The organism is Pleionea sp. WD8-19, assembly GCF_055326765.1.
The window spans coordinates 307,402-326,777 of record NZ_JBUZOU010000001.1 but is presented as its reverse complement, the minus strand read 5'-3'; the positions used below and the strand labels follow the sequence as shown (position 1 = coordinate 326,777).

The 19,376-nt window shown below is 42.5% G+C and carries 21 protein-coding genes and 1 riboswitch; of the genes, 17 read left to right on the top strand and 4 right to left on the bottom strand.

Going from position 1 to position 19,376, the window contains the following annotated elements; genetic code table 11:
• Window positions 1-21 precede the first annotated feature (21 nt).
• From ACTUJY_RS01355 to ACTUJY_RS01335, 5 genes are all read left to right on the top strand, one after another.
• The gene (locus tag ACTUJY_RS01355; protein WP_463614237.1) at window positions 22-699 is read left to right on the top strand and encodes a response regulator transcription factor; all 678 of its coding nucleotides are present in this window, start codon (window positions 22-24) and stop codon (window positions 697-699) included.
• Window positions 699-1,949 carry a sensor histidine kinase gene (locus tag ACTUJY_RS01350; RefSeq protein ID WP_463614236.1) on the top strand — a complete coding sequence of 417 codons (1,251 nt, stop codon included), beginning with the start codon at window positions 699-701 and terminating at the stop codon, window positions 1,947-1,949. Before ACTUJY_RS01355 ends, ACTUJY_RS01350 begins: the two co-directional genes overlap by 1 nt.
• 194 nt (window positions 1,950-2,143) lie before the next feature.
• Entirely contained in the window at window positions 2,144-2,824 is a 681-nt protein-coding gene (gene can / locus ACTUJY_RS01345) for a carbonate dehydratase (protein ID WP_463614235.1), read from the top strand.
• 196 nt (window positions 2,825-3,020) lie between these two features.
• Window positions 3,021-5,894 (top strand): insulinase family protein, encoded by a 2,874-nt coding sequence (locus tag ACTUJY_RS01340; protein WP_463614234.1) that lies wholly within the window; start codon window positions 3,021-3,023, stop codon window positions 5,892-5,894.
• Window positions 5,895-6,114: 220 nt separating this feature from the next.
• Window positions 6,115-6,654 (top strand): PepSY-associated TM helix domain-containing protein, encoded by a 540-nt coding sequence (locus tag ACTUJY_RS01335; RefSeq protein WP_463614233.1) that lies wholly within the window; start codon window positions 6,115-6,117, stop codon window positions 6,652-6,654.
• An 11-nt stretch (window positions 6,655-6,665) separates the two neighbouring features.
• Here the strand turns inward: ACTUJY_RS01335 and ACTUJY_RS01330 are convergent, their stop codons facing one another.
• Both ACTUJY_RS01330 and ACTUJY_RS01325 read right to left on the bottom strand, forming a co-directional pair.
• Window positions 6,666-7,043: a PilZ domain-containing protein gene (locus tag ACTUJY_RS01330; protein WP_463614232.1), complete on the bottom strand. Its 378-nt coding sequence runs from the start codon at window positions 7,041-7,043 to the stop codon at window positions 6,666-6,668.
• Between the two features lie 24 nt (window positions 7,044-7,067).
• Window positions 7,068-8,369, bottom strand: a complete 1,302-nt coding sequence (locus ACTUJY_RS01325) for an HD-GYP domain-containing protein (protein ID WP_463614231.1) — start codon at window positions 8,367-8,369, stop codon at window positions 7,068-7,070.
• Window positions 8,370-8,632: 263 nt separating this feature from the next.
• On the opposite strand from ACTUJY_RS01325, the gene ACTUJY_RS01320 reads away from it, so the two are divergent.
• Window positions 8,633-10,126, top strand: coding sequence for a SulP family inorganic anion transporter (locus tag ACTUJY_RS01320; RefSeq protein ID WP_463614230.1), 1,494 nt, complete (start codon window positions 8,633-8,635; stop codon window positions 10,124-10,126).
• A gap of 1 nt (window position 10,127) precedes the next feature.
• Window positions 10,128-11,000: a universal stress protein gene (locus ACTUJY_RS01315; protein ID WP_463614229.1), complete on the top strand. Its 873-nt coding sequence runs from the start codon at window positions 10,128-10,130 to the stop codon at window positions 10,998-11,000.
• A gap of 34 nt (window positions 11,001-11,034) precedes the next feature.
• On the opposite strand, the gene ACTUJY_RS01310 is transcribed toward ACTUJY_RS01315, so the two are convergent.
• Window positions 11,035-11,973, bottom strand: coding sequence for an ion channel (locus ACTUJY_RS01310; RefSeq protein ID WP_463614228.1), 939 nt, complete (start codon window positions 11,971-11,973; stop codon window positions 11,035-11,037).
• Window positions 11,974-12,096: 123 nt separating this feature from the next.
• Window positions 12,097-12,537 carry an FAD-binding oxidoreductase gene (locus ACTUJY_RS01305; protein WP_463614227.1) on the bottom strand — a complete coding sequence of 147 codons (441 nt, stop codon included), beginning with the start codon at window positions 12,535-12,537 and terminating at the stop codon, window positions 12,097-12,099.
• Between the two features lie 117 nt (window positions 12,538-12,654).
• Window positions 12,655-12,808: riboswitch (molybdenum cofactor riboswitch) on the top strand.
• Between ACTUJY_RS01305 and moaA the strand changes: the two genes are divergently transcribed.
• The 10 genes from moaA to ACTUJY_RS01255 all read left to right on the top strand — a co-directional run bounded on the left by moaA (window position 12,797) and on the right by ACTUJY_RS01255 (window position 19,235).
• Window positions 12,797-13,777: a GTP 3',8-cyclase MoaA gene (gene moaA, locus ACTUJY_RS01300; protein ID WP_463614226.1), complete on the top strand. Its 981-nt coding sequence runs from the start codon at window positions 12,797-12,799 to the stop codon at window positions 13,775-13,777. (Overlaps the previous riboswitch by 12 nt.)
• Window positions 13,778-13,785: 8 nt before the next feature.
• Window positions 13,786-14,319, top strand: a complete 534-nt coding sequence (gene mobA / locus ACTUJY_RS01295; protein WP_463614225.1) for a molybdenum cofactor guanylyltransferase — start codon at window positions 13,786-13,788, stop codon at window positions 14,317-14,319.
• Between the two features lie 155 nt (window positions 14,320-14,474).
• Window positions 14,475-15,026: a molybdenum cofactor biosynthesis protein B gene (gene moaB / locus ACTUJY_RS01290; RefSeq protein WP_463614224.1), complete on the top strand. Its 552-nt coding sequence runs from the start codon at window positions 14,475-14,477 to the stop codon at window positions 15,024-15,026.
• Entirely contained in the window at window positions 15,019-15,516 is a 498-nt protein-coding gene (moaC, locus tag ACTUJY_RS01285) for a cyclic pyranopterin monophosphate synthase MoaC (RefSeq protein ID WP_463614223.1), read from the top strand. Before moaB ends, moaC begins: the two co-directional genes overlap by 8 nt.
• Window positions 15,509-15,754: a molybdopterin converting factor subunit 1 gene (gene moaD / locus ACTUJY_RS01280; RefSeq protein WP_463614222.1), complete on the top strand. Its 246-nt coding sequence runs from the start codon at window positions 15,509-15,511 to the stop codon at window positions 15,752-15,754. The genes moaC and moaD overlap by 8 nt, the downstream gene beginning before the upstream one ends.
• A 56-nt stretch (window positions 15,755-15,810) precedes the next feature.
• The gene (gene moaE, locus ACTUJY_RS01275) at window positions 15,811-16,260 is read left to right on the top strand and encodes a molybdopterin synthase catalytic subunit MoaE (protein ID WP_463614221.1); all 450 of its coding nucleotides are present in this window, start codon (window positions 15,811-15,813) and stop codon (window positions 16,258-16,260) included.
• Window positions 16,261-16,467: 207 nt separating this feature from the next.
• Window positions 16,468-17,280, top strand: a complete 813-nt coding sequence (locus tag ACTUJY_RS01270) for a hypothetical protein (RefSeq protein WP_463614220.1) — start codon at window positions 16,468-16,470, stop codon at window positions 17,278-17,280.
• Between the two features lie 253 nt (window positions 17,281-17,533).
• On the top strand, window positions 17,534-17,740 hold the full coding sequence (gene cspE / locus ACTUJY_RS01265; protein ID WP_463614219.1) for a transcription antiterminator/RNA stability regulator CspE: 207 nt from the start codon (window positions 17,534-17,536) through the stop codon (window positions 17,738-17,740).
• Between the two features lie 279 nt (window positions 17,741-18,019).
• The gene (locus tag ACTUJY_RS01260; RefSeq protein WP_463614218.1) at window positions 18,020-18,526 is read left to right on the top strand and encodes a GNAT family N-acetyltransferase; all 507 of its coding nucleotides are present in this window, start codon (window positions 18,020-18,022) and stop codon (window positions 18,524-18,526) included.
• Between the two features lie 46 nt (window positions 18,527-18,572).
• Window positions 18,573-19,235 (top strand): DNA alkylation repair protein, encoded by a 663-nt coding sequence (locus tag ACTUJY_RS01255; RefSeq protein WP_463614217.1) that lies wholly within the window; start codon window positions 18,573-18,575, stop codon window positions 19,233-19,235.
• The last annotated feature ends 141 nt before the right edge of the window (window positions 19,236-19,376 follow it).

The following is a 19,376-nucleotide window of genomic DNA, read 5'->3' as shown; positions in this document are numbered from 1 at the left end:
TGAAAGTGAAACTTGACCGCTATGGCAATACTCGTTGTTGAAGACGACCAATCGCTAGCTGCTTTAGTTATCGAGTATCTTGAGCAGCAAGGGTTTGAATGCGATCATGCCTATAATGGGATAAAAGCGATCGAACTGATTCAAGAGTACGCATTGCAACCGCAAGAGCTTCAACTATTGATACTTGATATCAATTTACCGGGTTGTGATGGATTGCAGGTATGCCGCCGAGTGCGTGAGCTCGGAATTTCAGTACCCATTATTATGTTAACGGCTCGTGGTGAACTTGATGATAAGTTGCAAGGGTTTGAAAAAGGGGCGAATGACTACCTGGTGAAACCTTTTGCACTTCCTGAATTGGTGGCAAGGATCCGAGTGCTTCTTGAACCCATATCGTCTTCGGTGAAAACAGTGGGTGACTTAAAAATCAATCTTTCTCATCAAACGGCTTTTCGAGGAGAGCGACGGGTCAAGACCAGTCAAGATGAATGGCGTGTATTAGTCTTATTGGCACAACGCAGTCCGGGCGTGGTGAGTCGAGTCGAACTTGAAGATCTTATTTGGCCGGAAGGTGCACCCTCTAATGATGCTCTAAAAATGCTGCTTTATCGTTTGCGTAAAAATTTACATCAGGGCCAAGAAGTGTCAATTCTGCATACCGAAAGAGGAAAAGGTGTGGCGCTCAGAGAGTTTCATTGATGAACTACCGATCGATCAAACTGCGTCATTTTCTGATCATTCACTTATCGTTGTTGGTGATTGTGTTAATTGGTTTAAGCGGCTGGTCAATGAAGTGGTTCTATCAGTGGGGGCTGGACGATACTTCCGAGTTTTACCTTTATCAAGACGCATACAACGCAGTAAAAACATATCATGCTACGGGAACCCTTCCCGAAGATTCGGGTTTTCGTCGATATTTTTTGGGTGTTAAACGGTTGCCAGACACCTATCATCAGTACATAAACCTTACGGATTTAAGCGAAAACCTTTATTACATTGAAACGGATAAACATTTTGAATACTTGTTGGCGTTTCCAATGAAATCCGAAGGTGACAAAAAAATGCTTTTTGTTTTGCATTCTTTTTCGAAACGAGAGGATGAGTCAATACCCGGGTTAACACCACTTGAAGCGACAATGTTATTGATGATTTTAGCATTGGTCTTTGGTTACTTTTCGAGTAGTTTAATCTATAGAAGTATTATTCAACCCATTCATTTATTAAGCTCTTGGAGTCAAAGTTTAACGGATGGGGCAACCGATCAATTATCTTATCCGCATTTGAAGTTTGTTGAGCTAGTCGCTTTTGCTAAACGTTTACAGCAAGCCGTTAGTCAATATTTTCACGTGTTAGACCGCGAAAAAAAGTTTGTCGCTTGCTTAAGTCATGAAATTAAAACGCCTCTATCGATCATTGGTGCGGCATTGGATATTTTAGACACTGAGTTGCTTGCTGATTCACACAAAAATAAGCTTAAAGCAATTCGAAACGCGCAGCGAAGAATGAACAAAACAGCCGATACTCTACTCAGATTATGGCGTCGTAAACCGGTGGAAGAAGCGCAAGAAAGTGTTCGATTGCTGGAACTGGTGCATCGGCTCAAAAGTTATTTATTAACAATAAATCCAAAACATACGATTGAAGTCCAATCAAATGGAAAAAACGAATCAAAGCTCCAGGTTGCGATTACACCACTGTGTATTGTATTGGAAAATCTTATAAAAAATGCATTGCAATACTCCTCGGATGAAACGGTCGTCATTCATGTCTTGGAATATCGAGTTCGAATTATAAACTCCGTCAGTCGAGAGACTACTGTTTCAGTTAAAGAGGGGTATGGCTTCGGGTTAGGGCTGTACATTGCGGAAGCGTTGGCGCAATCCATGAACTGGGGACTGTATCATGAGCTAAAGGATAGCTACTTTACCGCAGAGCTTTGCATTCGATGAACTTGCGATACACCGCGTTTGTTTTTTTGATGTGGACATATGACCAGCGACTTGAGAGAGGCTAAACTATTGATTTGAAATTAAATGGCGGGCAAACTAAGGCACCGGCCCAGTTAGCTTAATATTTCATACTATTTGTCCGTGAGTGAACGATGAAAAAGTAAGCCTCTCATGACCTCAGGAGTTGAAGCGATATGTCATTAGAAAACCTAATCCAAAACAACCAAAAGTGGGCGGACTCTAAAGTTGCCCAAGATCCCAACTTTTTTAAAAACTTAGCCAAACAACAAAAGCCAGAGTATCTGTGGATCGGCTGTTCCGACAGTCGGGTCCCTGCAAATCAAATCGTGGGGTTAGCGCCCGGTGAGATGTTTGTTCACCGTAACATTGCGAATGTTGTTGTTCACACCGATTTTAATTGTATGTCCGTTGTGCAATTTGCCGTGGAAGTACTTAAAGTAAAACACATTATTGTTTGTGGTCACTACGGCTGCGGTGGTGTTCGTGCGTCATTGGGCGACAGTGAGGTAGGACTGGTCGACTCCTGGTTGAGAAACATTAAAGATGTTTACTTTAATAATGAAGAAAAATTAATCAACCTTCCGGAAAATGAAAAGGTTGACCGACTGTGTGAGCTTAATGTCATCAATCAGGTATATAACGTAGCAAAAACGAAGATGGCACAACATGCTTGGGATCGTGGTCAATCGCTATCCATTCATGGATGGATTTATGGCATTGAAAATGGGCGGATCAAAGATTTGCAAGTGACTCAACGCAATCGTCAAAACTTGCACAAAATCTATCATCTGTTTGAAACCACTTCTTCGACTCGCCCGGATATTCCTTTTAGCCCAGTAAATTTCGATAAGTAAGCCATAAAAGTCATGTAAAAGCACTCTTTGAGCCGGCTGGTAATATTACCAGCCGTCAATCACCCGGTTGTCACATATCGATACAAATTCTCAAGTTTGTCACTTGCCTTACAAATTATAATGTCAACTGTCCTGTTGTCGTCTCTGATACCGATAGAGGCTTTTATCACAAGTTCTCAACACATTTGGAATGCATATGAAACGATTTACCATGAATGTGATTTCTGCGGCAATTGCCTTTGCCAGTTTAACCGCGTTACCAAATACCGTACACGCAGGTGTCTCTAAAAAGCCGATCATTACGAGTCCCAGTGATACTCGAAGCTACGAAGCCATGTCTTTAAAAAATGGCATAACGGTATTGTTGGTTTCGGATCCTACTGTTGATAAATCGGCTGCAGCGCTCAGTGTAGGCGTTGGGTTGCTGCAAGATCCTATGTCGCAGCAGGGGATGGCGCATTACTTGGAACATATGTTGTTTATGGGGACGGAGCGATTTCCTGAACCAAAAGGTTACAGTGAATTTATGACCAAAAATGGTGGCGAGTCTAACGCCTATACTTGGCTCGATATTACAAACTATATGTTTGAAGTCAATAACGATGCATACGACGAAGCGCTGGACCGGTTTTCGGATTTCTTTAAAACGCCAAAACTTTATCCTGAGTATACTGAAAAAGAAAAAAATGCAGTGAATGCCGAGTGGTCAATGCGTCGAGAAATGGATTTTTTTGGTATGTTTAAGCTCAATCGGTCGATGATGGGGGAGCATCCAGCCAATCGCTTTTTAATTGGAAACCTGGAAACGTTAGGTGATAAAGAAAATTCCAAACTCCATCCCGAAACTGTTGAGTTCTACAACCGTTTTTATTCCTCAAATATTATGAAAGTGGCGTTGGTTAGCCATCTTCCATTAGTAGAAATGCGCAAGTTAGCGGAAAAACATTTTGCTTCGATTAAAAATAAGGCTATTGAAAAACCGAGCGTTGATCATGCGATCGACTTTTCTAAACTCGGCGGTAAACGCATACATTACGTACCTAATACAGATATTAAGCAACTCATCATCGATTTTACTATTGATAACAATGCGGATAAGTACCTATCGAAACCCAATCGTTATCTCAGTTATATCATTGGTAGTGAAATGCCCGGTACGCCAGCGTACGAATTGAAAAAAGCGGGGTTAATTGCGAGCTTAAATACGTCCGCAACGCCAGACATGTATGGTAACTACGGGCAGTTCGCGATCAATATAGAGCTGACAGATGCAGGAATGAACCAACGCGAAACCATAACTCACGTGGTTATGTCGTATATTGATAAGGTGCGTAAAGAAGGCGTCGACGAAAAATATTTCAAAGAGATCAAAACGTCGCTGGAAAATCGTTTTCGCTTTCTGGAAAAAGGTAATGCGTTCAATTACGTTGCGAGCTTAGCCGACGACATGCAAACTTACCCGGTGCATCAAGTGATTGCCGCACCTTTTACTTACAGCCACTTTGATGCAAAAGCAATTCATCAGGTGCTGGATCAGTTAACCGCTGAGCGATTGCGTATTTGGTACGTCAGTAAGCAGGAGCCACACGATAGTGAACTGCACTTTTACGATGGTAAATACAAAATTGTCGACATCAGCGAAAAGGAACAAGCAAGTTGGAATCAATCGCCTCAGTATTCATTAAATTTACCCAAAATAAACACGTTATTACCCGAAAGCTTCGCGATAAAAGCACAAGACAGTAAAAAGCTGGATAAACCTAAAGTGGTGTATGATGAAAAAGGCATTAAGGTTTGGCATTATCCATCGCAAGAGTTCGCAAGCCAGCCGAAAGGGGTTATGCGTGTTTACTTTAACAGTCCTGAGCGACAGAAAAGTATTCAAGGTCAAGTTTTATTTGCTCTTTGGGCTGATCTTTACAACTTGCAGCAAAGTGCACTCGTTACGGAAGCATCGATTGCCGGAATGGACTTGTCCATCGTCGATGCGAACGGATTGGAGTTAAATATCGGTGGGTTTACCGATAAACAGCCTCAACTGATGGCAAAAGGACTGCAAGCATTAAAATTTAACATTGATGCGGATAACTTTAAGCAAGCGGTTGATCGCTATGTTCGTGGGCTAAAAAATGAAGAAAAGCAATTTCCCTATTATCAAGTATTTGGCAACATGAATGATTTGGTGGCCAGTTCCGGATACAGCAATGAAGCCCTTATCAATGTGGCTGAAAAATTAAAACCGCAAGATCTGTCGCACTTTATGGAAAAAGTGATGGCCAATAATACCATTCGAGTGTTTGCGTTTGGTAATTATGATGAGCGCGACATTCAGCATTATGTTTCTTTAATAAAAGCATCACTACCGGAAAACCGAAAAGTTACGGAATACACTCGTACCCAATATTGGTTACCCAGTCAGGGGGAAGTGTTAGCGTTGAAAAAAGATATTGAGGTAGCGGATGTGGCTGTTTACGATTTGCACGTGCATCCCGAACCAAGCCTTCGACAGGAAGCTCGCGCTCGAGTACTGCGTGATCACTTGCGAACGGAAACCTTTGAAACGCTGCGAACGGAAGAGCAACTCGCTTATGCGGTTACCGCTGTTGCACCCACGATTAAAGACTACACCGCTTTAGGGTTTGCTATTCAAACTCCGGTTAAAAGTGTAGCTGATATGCAAAAGCGTTTTGATAAGTTTAAGCTGGAATACCAGGAAACGCTTAAAGCAATCACAGAGGAAGCGTTCGCACAGTTGAAAAACAGCGTGTTGGTTGCGTTAAAGGATAAACCGAAAAATCTGCGAGAAGAGCAAGCGCCTTTAGTGAACGACTGGTACGAAGAAAAATGGGATTTCAATACGCGCAAAAAATTGATTGCTGAAGTTGAGAAAGTTACGTTAAAGGACATACAGGCTTTTTACAATGAGACCATTGGTAACTCAAAAGCAGCGCGATTATCTATTCAACTTCGAGGGGCCAAGTTTAAAGATAAGCCATTTGCTACGCTGAAAGGCGAACATAAAATTGAAGATCTGGCAGAATTTCATAAAAAGGTGAAGTATCAGAAATAGTGACCGTTGAATAATGGCAATGCCGATGAACGTCGGCATTGCCTTAAGCAGGCATCGATGGTCTGCAAATGCTTCGTTTAGTTAATCCATTTAACTTTGCATGCGTAGTGAAAAAGACTCGAAAAGCCTTTCAACGTTTTTAATAAACATCGCTTTCCCCTATTGAATATTTCGGAAAAATTCTGCATGATCTTCGGATTTTTACCAAAGAGCTCAAATAATGAAACGTCAAACCATCATAACTATTCATTTGTTTTTAGCCTCATTTTTCGCACCGATTTTATTGGTCATTGCCCTTTCTGGCGGCTTGTATCTGTTGGGTATAAAGGGAGATTTTGAACAACAAAGTGTTTATCAGGGTGATGCTACAATGATAAATATGGATGCAAGCGATCGCGAAACGGAAGTTAACCGATTACTTAAGGAGTTGGATATAGAGTACCGTTTTGACTATGTCAAAGGCAGTAATTCGACTTGGTACACGCGGCCAACTTCTCGCGAGCATTACGTTTTTAAGGTTACTGAAGGGCAATTGGACGTGATCCGACGTTCGCCGGACTTGATTGCAACAATTGTTGAGTTACACAAAGGTCATGGCCCTACCATCTTTAAAAACTTTCAGAAATTTATGGCCGCCGGTTTAATGTTCATACTGATCAGCGGGTTGGCATTAGGGTTAACCTCACCGGTATTACGCAAGAAAACGTTGATGATTAGTGGCTCAGGTCTTTTAGTATTTGTTTTATTTGCTTTAATGTAAAAATGCTCACTTCACTCTTGCCAACGATTTTCGGTAGATTGATTGTTGGCAAGTTCCTGCTCAATCAACTTCAATTGCTCAAGCTGATCGTGTTCAATTTGGTTTGAGTCAAACCGTATGCCGTATTGATGGCCCACTTCGGTTTCAAATCGATAACATATGATGGCAGGTATTTGATGTACAACGATGTTCTTGTTATCGCTACTGTACTGAAAACTCAACATGCATTCGTCGCTCTCATCCATACGTTCGTGTGAATAGATGGCAATTCCGGTATGGTTAAAATTAACCGAAACGAGAATATGAACTTCACCCTCTATGAGCATAATGGTATCGCTAAAATTGCTGTTGCATAAATATCTGGGATGGTTTCTTTTTTCATCGCTCATAATTTGCCTCGAGAACCTGAATGTTCATTTCTTTAAAACCAGACCACGTTTTAGATATTCCTTAATATCGACACCGTATTTACCATTGGGTAATTCGCATGCAATCATGTAGGGTTTGTTTTCGCTATCGTTTGGAGCATTTCTTAAATCAATAATATTTTCGCCATTTTTTTTCTTGTTTTTATCCAGCGTTATCAGAACTCTTGGTTTGAGCTTGTTATCTTTATTTGAGGCGATAACAATACCTACTTCTCCATTGGTCATTTCAACAATAGAGCCTGGCGGATAAACACCAATGTATTTAATGAACTCGAGTGCCAACGCATCGTCAAATTGCCGATTGCGGTTTTTATAAATAATATCGAGCGCGTCCATAGAGGAACGACCGTTATCGTAGCAGCGCGCACTGGTAATGGCGTCGTATGTATCAACCAACGCTATAATTTTTGCGTATTGAGGTATTTGATGTTGGCGAAGGCCTCGCGGATAGCCCATCTCATCAATGCGTTCATGGTGACAAAAGGCAACATCGACGGTGGCATGATCACAATCTTTAACCGAGAGTAGTAGGTCACGGCCAAAGGTCGTGTGCTGCTTCATAATTTCCATTTCTTCATCGGTAAAACGCCCTGGCTTATTTAAAATTTCATCCGGTATTTTTGCTTTACCCACATCATGCAATAATCCGCACAAACCGACTTTTTGAATTTCTTTCTTTTCGAGTCCTAGATGCCTAGCAAACGCTACCGAAAGTATGCAGACATTGAGAGAGTGTTCTGCAGTGTATTCATCTTTGTTTTTTATTTTGGTAAGCCAAGCTAAAGCGTTATTATTTCGTATGATACTGTCAACCACTTGGTCCACAACTTGTCGTGATTTGTTCAGGTCAATTGTTCGACCAATTCGAATGCCATCAAGAATGTTTTTGGCGGTTAATTTCGCAAATTTGTAACACTCCTTGGCTTTCGGGAACTCTTGTTCCATGTTGATTTGATTGATATAGCTGATCGTTTTCTCAACTTTAGTGGTGGAAGCGGTTGCGCCGCCTTTTGAATTAGAGCCTCTTTTTCCTTTTTTGGATTTTCGAGCAGCAAGTCCTTTCTTATCTCGTCGCCGCTCTGTGGGTGGTAAGTTAGGTAATTCTTTCGTTTCAATATAAACATATTGGCACTGTTCGGCGATTGCATCGATATCTTCTTGAGAGATGACTAAGAAGCCTTGCATGAGAAAGTTGGTTTCTTCCCACGGGCGATCCAGTCTCGTAACAAACATGCCGATTTCTAGCTCGCCAATGGTTACTTTTTTCTCTTTTAACTCAACAGGCATGGGCTACTGAATATTCTGAAGTTGTCCACATTACGTTTAAGTATAGACTAGCCCAGCGAGGCACAATTTGTTCTTTTTCCTATACTCAGGTAGAATCCGCGCCCTTTTCCTGCCTTAAATTAATAACCATTGCTCGAGGCCAGATACCGCCGGATGGATTAAGTCAACAAATCTTAAGGTCATTGTCTTAAAAACATTTAATAATCAATTGCTTGAGTGTCATCTGTTGCTCAAGTGACGAACACATTTGCTGGAAGAATAAGATGCTTTTACATTCAACCAAAGCCGACTGGTTCGGTAATCTTCGTGGTGATATTTTAGCTGGGCTGGTTGTGGCCTTAGCGCTCATTCCAGAAGCCATTGCGTTTTCCATTATTGCCGGAGTGGATCCTAAAGTGGGTCTTTACGCATCATTTTGTATTGCGGTTGTGATCGCTTTTGTCGGCGGTCGACCGGGTATGATTTCCGCCGCGACTGGCGCGATGGCGTTACTTATGGTGACCTTGGTTAAAAATCATGGCTTAGAATACCTATTGGCGGCCACCTTGCTAACCGGCGTTCTGCAAATCATAGCCGGATACCTTAAGCTTGGGAGCTTAATGAGCTTTGTTTCTCGCTCGGTGGTCACCGGTTTTGTTAATGCGCTAGCGATATTAATTTTTATGGCACAGTTGCCGGAACTTACCCATGTTACCTGGCACGTATACGCCATGACGGCGGTTGGGCTCGGGATCATCTATCTGTTTCCCTATGTCCCAGTAATCGGGAAAATCATTCCTTCACCGTTGGTGTGTATCTTGTCTTGTACGGCATTTGCGATGTTCACTGGGCTGGAAATCAGAACCGTTGGCGATATGGGGGAACTTCCCGATACCTTGCCGATCTTTTTATGGCCCGATGTGCCGCTGACATTCGAAACCTTGTCCATCATATTTCCTTATTCGGTGGCATTAGCGGTGGTCGGTCTACTCGAATCTTTAATGACCGCAACCATCGTTGATGATTTAACGGATACGCCAAGTGATAAAAATCGTGAGTGTAAAGGTCAAGGTATTGCCAATATTGGTGCCGGGCTGATGGGGGGAATGGCAGGTTGCGCGATGATCGGACAGTCCGTAATTAATGTGAAGTCGGGCGGACGCGGTCGCCTTTCAACGTTTATTGCTGGCGCGGTATTGTTGGTGCTGGTGGTATTTCTGAACGAGTGGGTCGCGCAAATTCCAATGGCGGCACTGGTGGCGGTTATGATCATGGTGTCGATTGGTACGTTTGATTGGCGCTCCATTCGGAATTTAAAAGAGCATCCACTGTCAACCAATATTGTGATGATTGCAACTGTCGTTGTGGTGGTTTATACCCATAATTTGGCCTACGGAGTGCTGGTGGGCGTTTTACTTGCTGCATTATTTTTTGCCAATAAAGTCAGCCACTTTATGTACTTTGAAAAAGCGCTGGATGAAGAAACCAGTACGCGAACGTATTGCGTGCACGGTCAGGTGTTTTTTAATTCGTCGAGCAAGTTTTTGGCGCAATTTAATTTTAAAGAAGCGGTATCTAAAGTGATCATTGACCTAAGTCGAGCCCACTTTTGGGATATTTCAGCGGTCTATGCATTGGATATGGCTGTGGTAAAATTCCGTCGCGAAGGGGCCGATGTTGAAGTGATCGGATTAAACCGGGCCAGTGAAACCATAGTGGACCGTTTTGGCGTTCACGACAAGCCAGAAGAGCTCGCGCGAGTATTGGGAGGGCATTAGCATGACGACAAATCACAACGACAATCCATTTGTTTTATCTTGTATCGATGGCTCTAAGTTCAGCGAATCGGTTTGCGATTATGCTGCTTGGATCGCAAAAACAGTGAATGCGCCGTTAACGTTTTTACATACCATTGAACACCAAAGTATTCCCGCTGTTGCCGATTTAACCGGAGCGATAGGACTTGGGGCCTCTGAAGATTTACTGAATGAATTAACCGAAGTCGAACAAAGCCGCTCAAAGTTGCTGATTGAAAAAGGTAACCGTATGTTAAAAGCGGCGAAGGAGCGAGCGAATAATATGGGCGTCGACGACGTTGAAATTCGTCAACGCCATGGCGGATTGGCAGAATCGCTGGTAGAAATGGAGTCGCAAATTCGGGTATTAGTTGTTGGCATTCGCGGAGAACATCACCAGCAGGATCAAGCCGGCATCGGTGCGCAACTCGAAACGACAATCCGTGCATTACACAAACCGATATTGGTTGTGAATAAAACTTTTTCCGAACCGAAAAAAATCATGTTGGCATATGATGGTAGTGAAGCCGCGAAAAAAGCATTAACCATGGTGGCGTCAAGTCCTTTGTTTCAATCGATACCATGCCATCTGGTTTATGTGGGTGAGGAAGACAGTGCAATCAATACTATGTTGCAGGAAGCAAGTAAACAATTAAGCGATGGGGGAGTTGACGTCACTTTGGTGAAACTCCAAGGGTGTATTGAAGAAGTTCTTTCTGATTATCAAGCACAGGAAGCGATCGACTTAACGATAATGGGAGCGTTCAGTCACAACCGCATTCGTGACTTTCTATTGGGTAGCTTTACCGCCAAGATGTTGGAGAAAACACAGCGGCCGTTGTTGTTATTGCGGTAAATGACGAACGAAAACTGGGTGCGGTTATCGCACCCTAGCGAGTCATCTTCTTCACAAAAACCACCACAAAGAGCGCTAAAGTAAAGCTGCCAATAAAGGCTTCGAGTGCCGCTAGCGCGCGGGCTACTCCAATAGGCGCCAAGTCACCATAACCCAACGTCGTAAAGGTCACCACACTGAAATAGAGACTACTAAAAAATATTTTAGTATTTTCCCATAATCCTAAATTTGAATTGTACCCGAGTTCATCACCGCTAAAAGATAGACCAGAGAGAAAATACATAATGGCGAAAAATAAAATGGTGGATATTGAAAATATAATGACACGCAATGGTTTTTCACCGTAGCCGCAAAATATATCAACGATTTTGGAAATCCATCGACGAAAAGTCCAACGGGGCATTTGTCGGCGTCGCATGACCATTTCTTTTTGAAAAAAAAAGCCGGCGGTTTCAAACAGCCCTTGACGTTCGGCTGTTTTGCGAAGGTTGCGATAAATCTCTTCGGCTTGACCGTAGTAGTCGAGCTTTAGTTTTGCATTGGTCGCCTCTCGCGCTTGGCGTTCTTGAATGATTTCATCGCCCCAAATCACATGCTCAATTTTGGCCTGATCAAATACTGTGCCGAGCAAATTGCAGTTAGTTAGATTAGCGCAATGCAGGTTCGCGTGGGTTAAATTAGCTTTCATCAATGAAGAGCCCGAGAGATCCAGCATGAAAAAATGAGCATTTTTCAAATTTGCACGATATAAATCGGCGTTGAGTAATTGAAAACCGTGCTTCGAGTTGTGATTGACCAAGTTTATGGCTTCTAGATTGGAACGCGCCAGCTTAAAGCCAACCATGGGTTCTCCACTGCGAGCTCGTTGCTCCAATAGTTGCTTAACATTTATTTTTTCAAGACAGGCGCCGGTCTGCCACTCTTGATCGTTGGGCGTGGGTGTTGCAGATGTGTTTGCCTGAGAGGTATTCATGCTGGTCAGGGAGCTGAAGAATACCCTAAGCATAGTTCAAATCAGTGGGAACGACAGCATTTGTCAGCAATTTGTTGCTGAGATTTCATTTAAAGTGGAAGTGTAAGGTGTCGGGTGCCGTATTTAGTGTTGAAGGTCTGGTATTGTGCGCGTATTTGACTGCTCAAAGGCTTGCCAAGCGCTTTTAACTTGTTGCTTCTCATTTTCACTCAAGGGCTCGTAACCTCGGCCAAAGGGCCAACCATAACCCCAACGAAAACGTGTGGGCCAATAAGGGCTACCACCAACACGCACACCAGAAAGCATTAATTTAGCAATGTGGGGTTCACCCAATTGTTCGACGCACTGTTTCAGTGCTAAATCAGCAGCTTTACGCTGCTTTTCGGTGCCACCCATCCAATAGGCGCGGTCGTGCGCGGTACAGCAGTCGAGCCAAAGGTTTTTTTGGTTTAATGTGCCATCTGGAAACAGGCTACAGCCGTCGCTGGTAAAAGGAGCTATGGATTGTTCTGCAGCCAAAAGAGGAAAACTGAATAACAAAACAACGAATAACAGATTTTTCAAAACGGTTGATCAAAACAGCGAAAGGAAGGCAATAGTTTAGGCACTTTTCTTGCCCCTGTAAAATTCAGTTTGTTTAGCGGCAGACTATTTTTTTCTCGCTATAATGCGGGTATAGTGAACCCATCATTACACCGAGCCTTCAAAACTAAGTCGTTGGATTTTCATGATAGGTTTTGTTGGCCGTAACTGAGACTCGTTGTTTTGGTTACCAGGGTTAAGTTAGAAATGGCTTGGCCTCCCGAATTTGGAAAGGCGTGATATGTTACAAGACAACTTTGGTCGCAGGTTTTATTACCTGAGGCTTTCGGTGACCGACGTTTGCAACTTTCGTTGCACTTATTGCTTACCAAACGGTTACCAGAAACACGAATCAGCCGCGTGTACACCACCGTTACAGGTTGCAGAAATTGCTCGACTTGCGTCAGCCTTTGCAAACCTGGGTACTCAAAAAATTCGCATCACTGGCGGCGAGCCCTCGCTTCGCAACGATCTTCCGAATATTGTTGAAACGTGCAAATCCACGCCTGGCATTCAGTCGGTTGGTATTACGACCAATGGCTACAAGCTTCCGGAAAAAATAGAAAGTTGGGTAAATGCGGGGCTGGATCGCATTAATGTCAGTATCGACAGTTTGGATCCGCGCATGTTTCACTCCATTACCGGCCACGATCGACTGCAGGAAGTTTTAAACGGGCTAGATAAAGCCGCAAAGCTTGGGTTAACGAAAATAAAAATTAACGCAGTGTTACTCAGACAATACAACTTTTCTGAATTTTCCGGTTATTTAAGCTGGGTGAAAGACAAACCGATTACTTTGCGGTTTATTGAATTAATGCAAACGGGTGATAATTACGAATTTTTTAAGCAAAATCATATTGCCGGTGAAAGCATCAAACATCAATTACTTAATGAAGGGTGGGAGCAAGTTTTGCGCAGTCGAAGCGCAGGACCGGCACAGGAATTTCAGCATCCGGATTATGTCGGACGTATCGGTTTAATTATGCCCTACAGTAACGATTTTTGTAGCAGTTGTAATCGGTTGCGTATTTCATCGCAAGGTAAATTGCACTTGTGTTTGTTTGGAGAGCAAGGCTTGCCATTGCGTGAGTTGTGTCAAACGAGCAGCACGGAAGCGTTGCAGCAACAAATTGTCGATTATGTCGCGCACAAAAAAGTATCGCACTTTTTACATGAAGGGCACACAGGCGCAACTCGACATTTAGCGATGTTAGGAGGCTAAAGGCGCGTATGATTGGTGTGGTTCTTGCCGGAGGTGTCTCCTCTCGTATGAAGCAGGAAAAGGCGATGTTGCCCCATCCCGTTAATCAACACCAAACACTGCTCGATTATGCAATCTCTGTTTTGTTGCGGTGTGGATGCGATAAAGTAATTGTCAGTGGCGAAAAATGGGGTGGTGTTCCTGATGTGTATGTTAATAAAGGTCCGCTCGGAGGCATTTATAGTGTTATTGAATCGTGTAAAGAAAAACGCTTTTTGGTGATTCCGGTCGATATGCCTTTATTGGATGAATCAATTCTCCAGCAACTTGTAGAGCAGACAAATGGACATAAAAGTGTTCATTTTAACAACTCGCAGTTTCCCATGTTGTTGCAAGTAACCCATGATCTTATGGAATACTTGCAAGCTGTTTTGAGTGACGAATCACGAGACCGATCCATAAAAGCCATGTTTCGATCGATAAAGGCGCAATCGGTACATTGTGCGGAACCAGATAAGTTAGTGAATACCAATACACCGGAAGAACTGGCGGCGGTTGGCTAAAGCCTTTCGGATATTTCGCAGAGTATTTTTCGAGTATTAGATTCAGATGAATAGGTGGTATTTCTCGGTAGGTGTTTTGCTTTATTCGAGATACGATTTCGAAAACTTAAAACTTAAAACTTAAAACTTAAAACTTAAAACTTAAAAGGTAAACCATGGGTCAATTGTCCCCTAACGAATTTATTGCTTTAAATATCGCGGTATTAACGGTATCGGACACGCGAACGCAAGACAACGACACTTCTGGTCAGTTGTTATCGGAGTGTGCTCAACAAGCAGGTCACAGGCTAGCGGAACATCTGATTGTAAAAGATGATATTTATCAACTGCGAGCTGTGGTTTCACGTTGGATCGCTTCCGAAAATATCCAGGTTATTTTAGTGACCGGAGGAACAGGCTTTACCGAACGCGACTCAACACCCGAAGCGTTACAGGTTTTGTTTGATAAAAAAGTGGAAGGTTTCGGTGAGTTATTTCGCCAAATATCGTATCAACAAATTGGTACATCAACGGTCCAATCGCGTGCTTTTGCTGGACTAGCCAATGGCACGGTTATTTTTTGTATGCCGGGCTCGACCAATGCGTGTCGTACGGGATGGCATGACATCATCAAACAGCAACTGGATGCCCGTCATAAACCCTGCAATTTCGTAACGCATTTAAAGCGCATCGAACGAGAACAATGCGAGAGTCGAAGCTATGAGTAACTTTACTGAACAAGACATGTTACTTACGCACATTAATCGTAAAGGCGAAGCCTCAATGGTGGATGTTTCAGAAAAAGCAGAAACCACTCGTGTTGCCATTGCAGAAGGATTTGTGTCGATGCAAGCGGAAACACTCAAATTGATTGCGAAAGGCGGTCATGCCAAAGGCGACGTGTTGGCGGTGGCCCGTATTGCTGGTATTCAAGGAGCAAAGCAATGCAGTCATTTGATTCCCTTGTGTCATCCGTTAGCCTTAACCAAAGTGAACGTGGATTTCGAAATACAAGCTAATCGAAATAGAGTAAGAATCGAAAGTTTGTGTAAATTAAAAGGGCAAACCGGAGTAGAAATGGAAGCGCTCACAGCGGTGAGTGTTGCTGCGCTTACATTGTTTGATATGTGCAAAGCCGTCGATAAAACCATGTGCATCGAAGGGATTAAAGTACTCGAAAAAACCGGTGGGAAAAGCGGAGACTGGAAACGTGATTAAAGTGCTTTTTTTTGCGTCGCTACGTGAGCAGTTAAACTGTGATTCGCTTCAAGTCGATTTTGAAGCAAACATGACCGTGAACGATTTGATAGAGCAATTAAAGCAAAAAAATAATTCTTGGAATTCCGCGTTATCCAGCGATGTACTCGTAGCAGTTGACCAGGAAATGGTCGATAACCAAAGTCAGTTACAAGACAACTCAGAAGTGGCCTTTTTTCCGCCCGTTACGGGTGGCTAATATTTTTTGCAGGTTGTGGATAGCGTAGCGTAACCCAACAATAAACGTGAATATTGATGATCAAAGTAACCGAACAAGACTTTAATGTAGCGGAAGAGTATCAAGCATTAATCGACAATAATCCGCAAGACGGCGCCGTGGTGTTTTTTGTCGGCTTGGTGCGAGACTTTAATCAGGGACATGATATTAAGGGACTCTACTTAGAACATTATCCCGCCATGACACAAAAAGCGCTTGAAAAAATTGTAATGGAAGCGAAGTCGCGATGGCCTATTGGGCGTATTCGGCTTATTCATCGTATCGGCGATTTAGCGGTAAATGATCAAATCGTTTTTGTTGGTGTGTCTTCTGTGCATCGTAATGCCAGTTTCGCAGCCGTACAATTTATAATGGATTACCTGAAAACCGAAGCACCGTTTTGGAAGAAGGAGCAAACCACATCAGGTGAGCGTTGGGTTGAAGCCGACGATAAGGATCAACTGGCGCGCGCTCAATGGTCGGAATGACAATCTGAAACAACCAAATCATCGAGCGTAAAACATTTTTATTATCGCTGTTCAGTGGCGACAGAAGGGCGTAGACTGTCTTTAATGATGATCGAATCAGCTCTGTGATTTCTTGTTTTTTTTATTTCATTCGTTTTCGAATCGTTGCTCAGTTCAGTTGTGAACGCACTTAAACTCTCGATAACTAAGGTTAATATGGCTTTTCTAATGACTTCATTTCCCATTTCATTTCAAGGATTGGTTATCATTATCGTTTGCTTATTGAACTTAAGTCACCTCGAAGCTGCGAGCAATAAATCGTGTGAGTTTGGCGCCGAGCTAACAAACCGTGATTGTATGACACTCAAAATTCCTGAAAATGCATTTCTTGAGCCGTCGGGAAAAAGTTGGCAGTGCCACAGAGGCTATTTAAAAACAGATAATCAATGCGAAGCGATTTTGGTACCTGAGAATGCATACATTGTTGATTCTCCTATGTTTAATGGGTGGAGGTGTGAAAGAGGTTATATTGCAAGGTTTGAAAAGTGTCACCGAGTGGAGTTACCTACCAACAGTTATTTTGACGAAAGTGCTAAACCCAATGGTTGGCGTTGTGAAGATGGGTTTTTAGAACGAAATGGCGCTTGCGATAAAATCGAAATTCCTAAAAATGCGGTTATCACGGCTTCTTCCTATCAACAGGGTTGGAAGTGTCGTCGTGGATTTACTCAGTCAAATGGTCAGTGTTTACCCATAGAAATGCCGAAGAATAGTTATTTAGATCATTCTGGTATGCAATGGATCTGTGAAAGAGGTTATAAACGAAAATATGACAGTTGCGAAAAAGTGAATGTACCGGTAAATGGTTATCTAGATGACACGGGGTATAAGTGGCGTTGTCATCATGGTTATCGGCAAGGTATTGATTCGTGCCACAGAATCGAATTGCCGAGTAACGCTCATATCAGTCATTCGGGTAATGAATGGAGCTGTAACCGAGGTTTTCGTGAAATTGAAGGCAATTGTTTAAAGCGTGACTAAGAGACACACGTTAGGCGTTCTGTTTTGCTCTAAGTGTTACATTTTTATTACAGTTTGAGGATTATCGCACTAATTTGATTGACAATTAATCAGCTGGGCCTATAATCCACCCTGCTAGAAAGAAAGTCTACTCAATACTACCTGCCGAAGGATTACCTGTAATACCTCGTCTCTTGTAAGTAAGTACCGCTCGATTTCCTGCAAAGCGCCTTTATGGTAAAGGCTATGTTATTGAAAGTTATAGGAAAAAGTTATGTCTAGAATTACTGGCACCGTTAAATGGTTCAACGAATCTAAAGGTTTTGGTTTCATCGCTCAAGAAAATGGCCCTGATGTGTTTGCTCACTTCAGCGCAATTCAAAGCGAAGGGTTCAAAACTTTGACTGAAGGCCAAAAAGTTGAGTTCGAAGTAACTCAAGGCCAAAAAGGACCTCAAGCGGAAAAAATCGTCGCGATATAATTGACGATCGTTAATTGCAATAAGGCCTGGTCTTATCGTAATTAGCAGCAAGTGACGAATAAAGGCGGATCTTCGGATCCGTCTTTTTTTTGCCCTGATAAAAGTAATCTATCTTGGACTTGGGATACCTAAAATTGGCGTTTAACAGTTCCGCCGTAGGAGCTTTATCCCGATTTGGGAAAAACCAATCTCTTTAATGTCATTCTTTACCCGCGCCCGCGAATGGTTGGTACAGGTTTTGCCCTGCAACGGCCAACCCCGTTTAATAGAGCAAAACACATGAATATCACTCGCATTACTCACTTAGAAACCGAGCTGTTGCATCAACTCAGTGCGCTATTGGTGAAAGTTGTGCAACAAGGCGCCTCCATTGGCTTTTTAAAATCGATCACCTTGGATGAAGCATTGAGTTATTGGCAAAGTCGACAGCACGGTTTTTCTGAGCACATTGCGCTTTGGGTTGCTATACAAGGAGAGCGGGTTGTTGGTAGCGTTCAGTTAGAGCGGTGTACCAAGGCCAATGGTCATCATCGTGCAGAAGTGCAAAAGTTGTTTGTCGATCCCGATTTTAGAAATCAGGGCATTGCTAAATTGTTGCTGTGTTCTTTAGAAGAGTGGGCTATAGAAGCTGAAATTCATGTATTAATCTTGGATACTGAACAAGGTAGTACCGCTGAAAACCTGTATCAACAATTAAATTGGCATCAAGTAGGGCATATTCCTGACTACGCAAAAAATACAAAGGGGCAACTTCAAGCGACTGTGATGTATTATAAGCGCTTATAAATTATGTACCGAAATTTTCGGTACTGTACTTTTACGAAAAATGTTTATGAATATAGACGCGCTAAAAGTCTCATTCGAACAGCATCAAAATCCTGAAAAAGCTGCACAAATGCAAGCCTATATGAAAGACCAATTTTCATTTTATGGTATTCAGTCGGTTTTGCGTAGAGAGCTTTCTAAATCGCTGCTGGTCGAAGCAAAACGACAAGGTATTAATTGGATCCTGGATGTATGTCAACAGTTATGGAGCGAACCAAAGCGTGACTTTCAACTGGTAGCCTTAGATTTATTAACTCAAAACAAACGCAAGCTGAATAATGACTCATTTGAGGCTATCGAATATTATATTTGCGAAAAATCCTGGTGGGATACCGTCGATTTACTGGCAACCCATTGTGTTGGCGAGTTAGTTAAAAATTATTCTAAGCGGGGGCGAGAGGTTATTACTCGTTGGCGAAAAACGAAAAACGTATGGCTTCGTCGTAGTTGTCTATTATTTCAACTTAAGTATCGAGATAAGGTGGATTTTGATTTGCTGATGGATATTATTGAGGAAAACATCAATGACAATGAGTTTTTTATTCAGAAAGCGATTGGCTGGTGTTTAAGGGAAGTTGCCAAAACTCAACCCGAAAAGGTGTTATCGTTCGTTAAGCAAAAGGAGATTGTTGGATTGGCTCGACGGGAGGCTTTAAAGCATATTGTTTAATATACTCAGTATTTATTGTTGGATTCAAATAGATTAGCTCAAATTATAGCGGTTAAATGATTTTGAGTCTCATCAATCGAATTTTTGAGACTGTAAATAAACCTATCAGTTACACAGAATAATTTACAGTCTCAATTTTTG

Bases quoted from the DNA above. Each gene is read 5' to 3' on its own strand.
- ACTUJY_RS01355 (WP_463614237.1), top strand. From the start codon at position 22: ATGGCAATACTCGTTGTTGAAGACGACCAATCGCTAGCTGCTTTAGTT.
- ACTUJY_RS01350 (WP_463614236.1), top strand. From the start codon at position 699: ATGAACTACCGATCGATCAAACTGCGTCATTTTCTGATCATTCACTTA.
- can (WP_463614235.1), top strand. From the start codon at position 2,144: ATGTCATTAGAAAACCTAATCCAAAACAACCAAAAGTGGGCGGACTCT.
- ACTUJY_RS01340 (WP_463614234.1), top strand. From the start codon at position 3,021: ATGAAACGATTTACCATGAATGTGATTTCTGCGGCAATTGCCTTTGCC.
- ACTUJY_RS01335 (WP_463614233.1), top strand. From the start codon at position 6,115: ATGAAACGTCAAACCATCATAACTATTCATTTGTTTTTAGCCTCATTT.
- ACTUJY_RS01330 (WP_463614232.1), bottom strand. From the start codon at position 7,043: ATGAGCGATGAAAAAAGAAACCATCCCAGATATTTATGCAACAGCAAT.
- ACTUJY_RS01325 (WP_463614231.1), bottom strand. From the start codon at position 8,369: ATGCCTGTTGAGTTAAAAGAGAAAAAAGTAACCATTGGCGAGCTAGAA.
- ACTUJY_RS01320 (WP_463614230.1), top strand. From the start codon at position 8,633: ATGCTTTTACATTCAACCAAAGCCGACTGGTTCGGTAATCTTCGTGGT.
- ACTUJY_RS01315 (WP_463614229.1), top strand. From the start codon at position 10,128: ATGACGACAAATCACAACGACAATCCATTTGTTTTATCTTGTATCGAT.
- ACTUJY_RS01310 (WP_463614228.1), bottom strand. From the start codon at position 11,973: ATGAATACCTCTCAGGCAAACACATCTGCAACACCCACGCCCAACGAT.
- moaA (WP_463614226.1), top strand. From the start codon at position 12,797: ATGTTACAAGACAACTTTGGTCGCAGGTTTTATTACCTGAGGCTTTCG.
- mobA (WP_463614225.1), top strand. From the start codon at position 13,786: ATGATTGGTGTGGTTCTTGCCGGAGGTGTCTCCTCTCGTATGAAGCAG.
- moaB (WP_463614224.1), top strand. From the start codon at position 14,475: ATGGGTCAATTGTCCCCTAACGAATTTATTGCTTTAAATATCGCGGTA.
- moaC (WP_463614223.1), top strand. From the start codon at position 15,019: ATGAGTAACTTTACTGAACAAGACATGTTACTTACGCACATTAATCGT.
- moaE (WP_463614221.1), top strand. From the start codon at position 15,811: ATGATCAAAGTAACCGAACAAGACTTTAATGTAGCGGAAGAGTATCAA.
- ACTUJY_RS01270 (WP_463614220.1), top strand. From the start codon at position 16,468: ATGACTTCATTTCCCATTTCATTTCAAGGATTGGTTATCATTATCGTT.
- cspE (WP_463614219.1), top strand. From the start codon at position 17,534: ATGTCTAGAATTACTGGCACCGTTAAATGGTTCAACGAATCTAAAGGT.
- ACTUJY_RS01260 (WP_463614218.1), top strand. From the start codon at position 18,020: ATGAATATCACTCGCATTACTCACTTAGAAACCGAGCTGTTGCATCAA.
- ACTUJY_RS01255 (WP_463614217.1), top strand. From the start codon at position 18,573: ATGAATATAGACGCGCTAAAAGTCTCATTCGAACAGCATCAAAATCCT.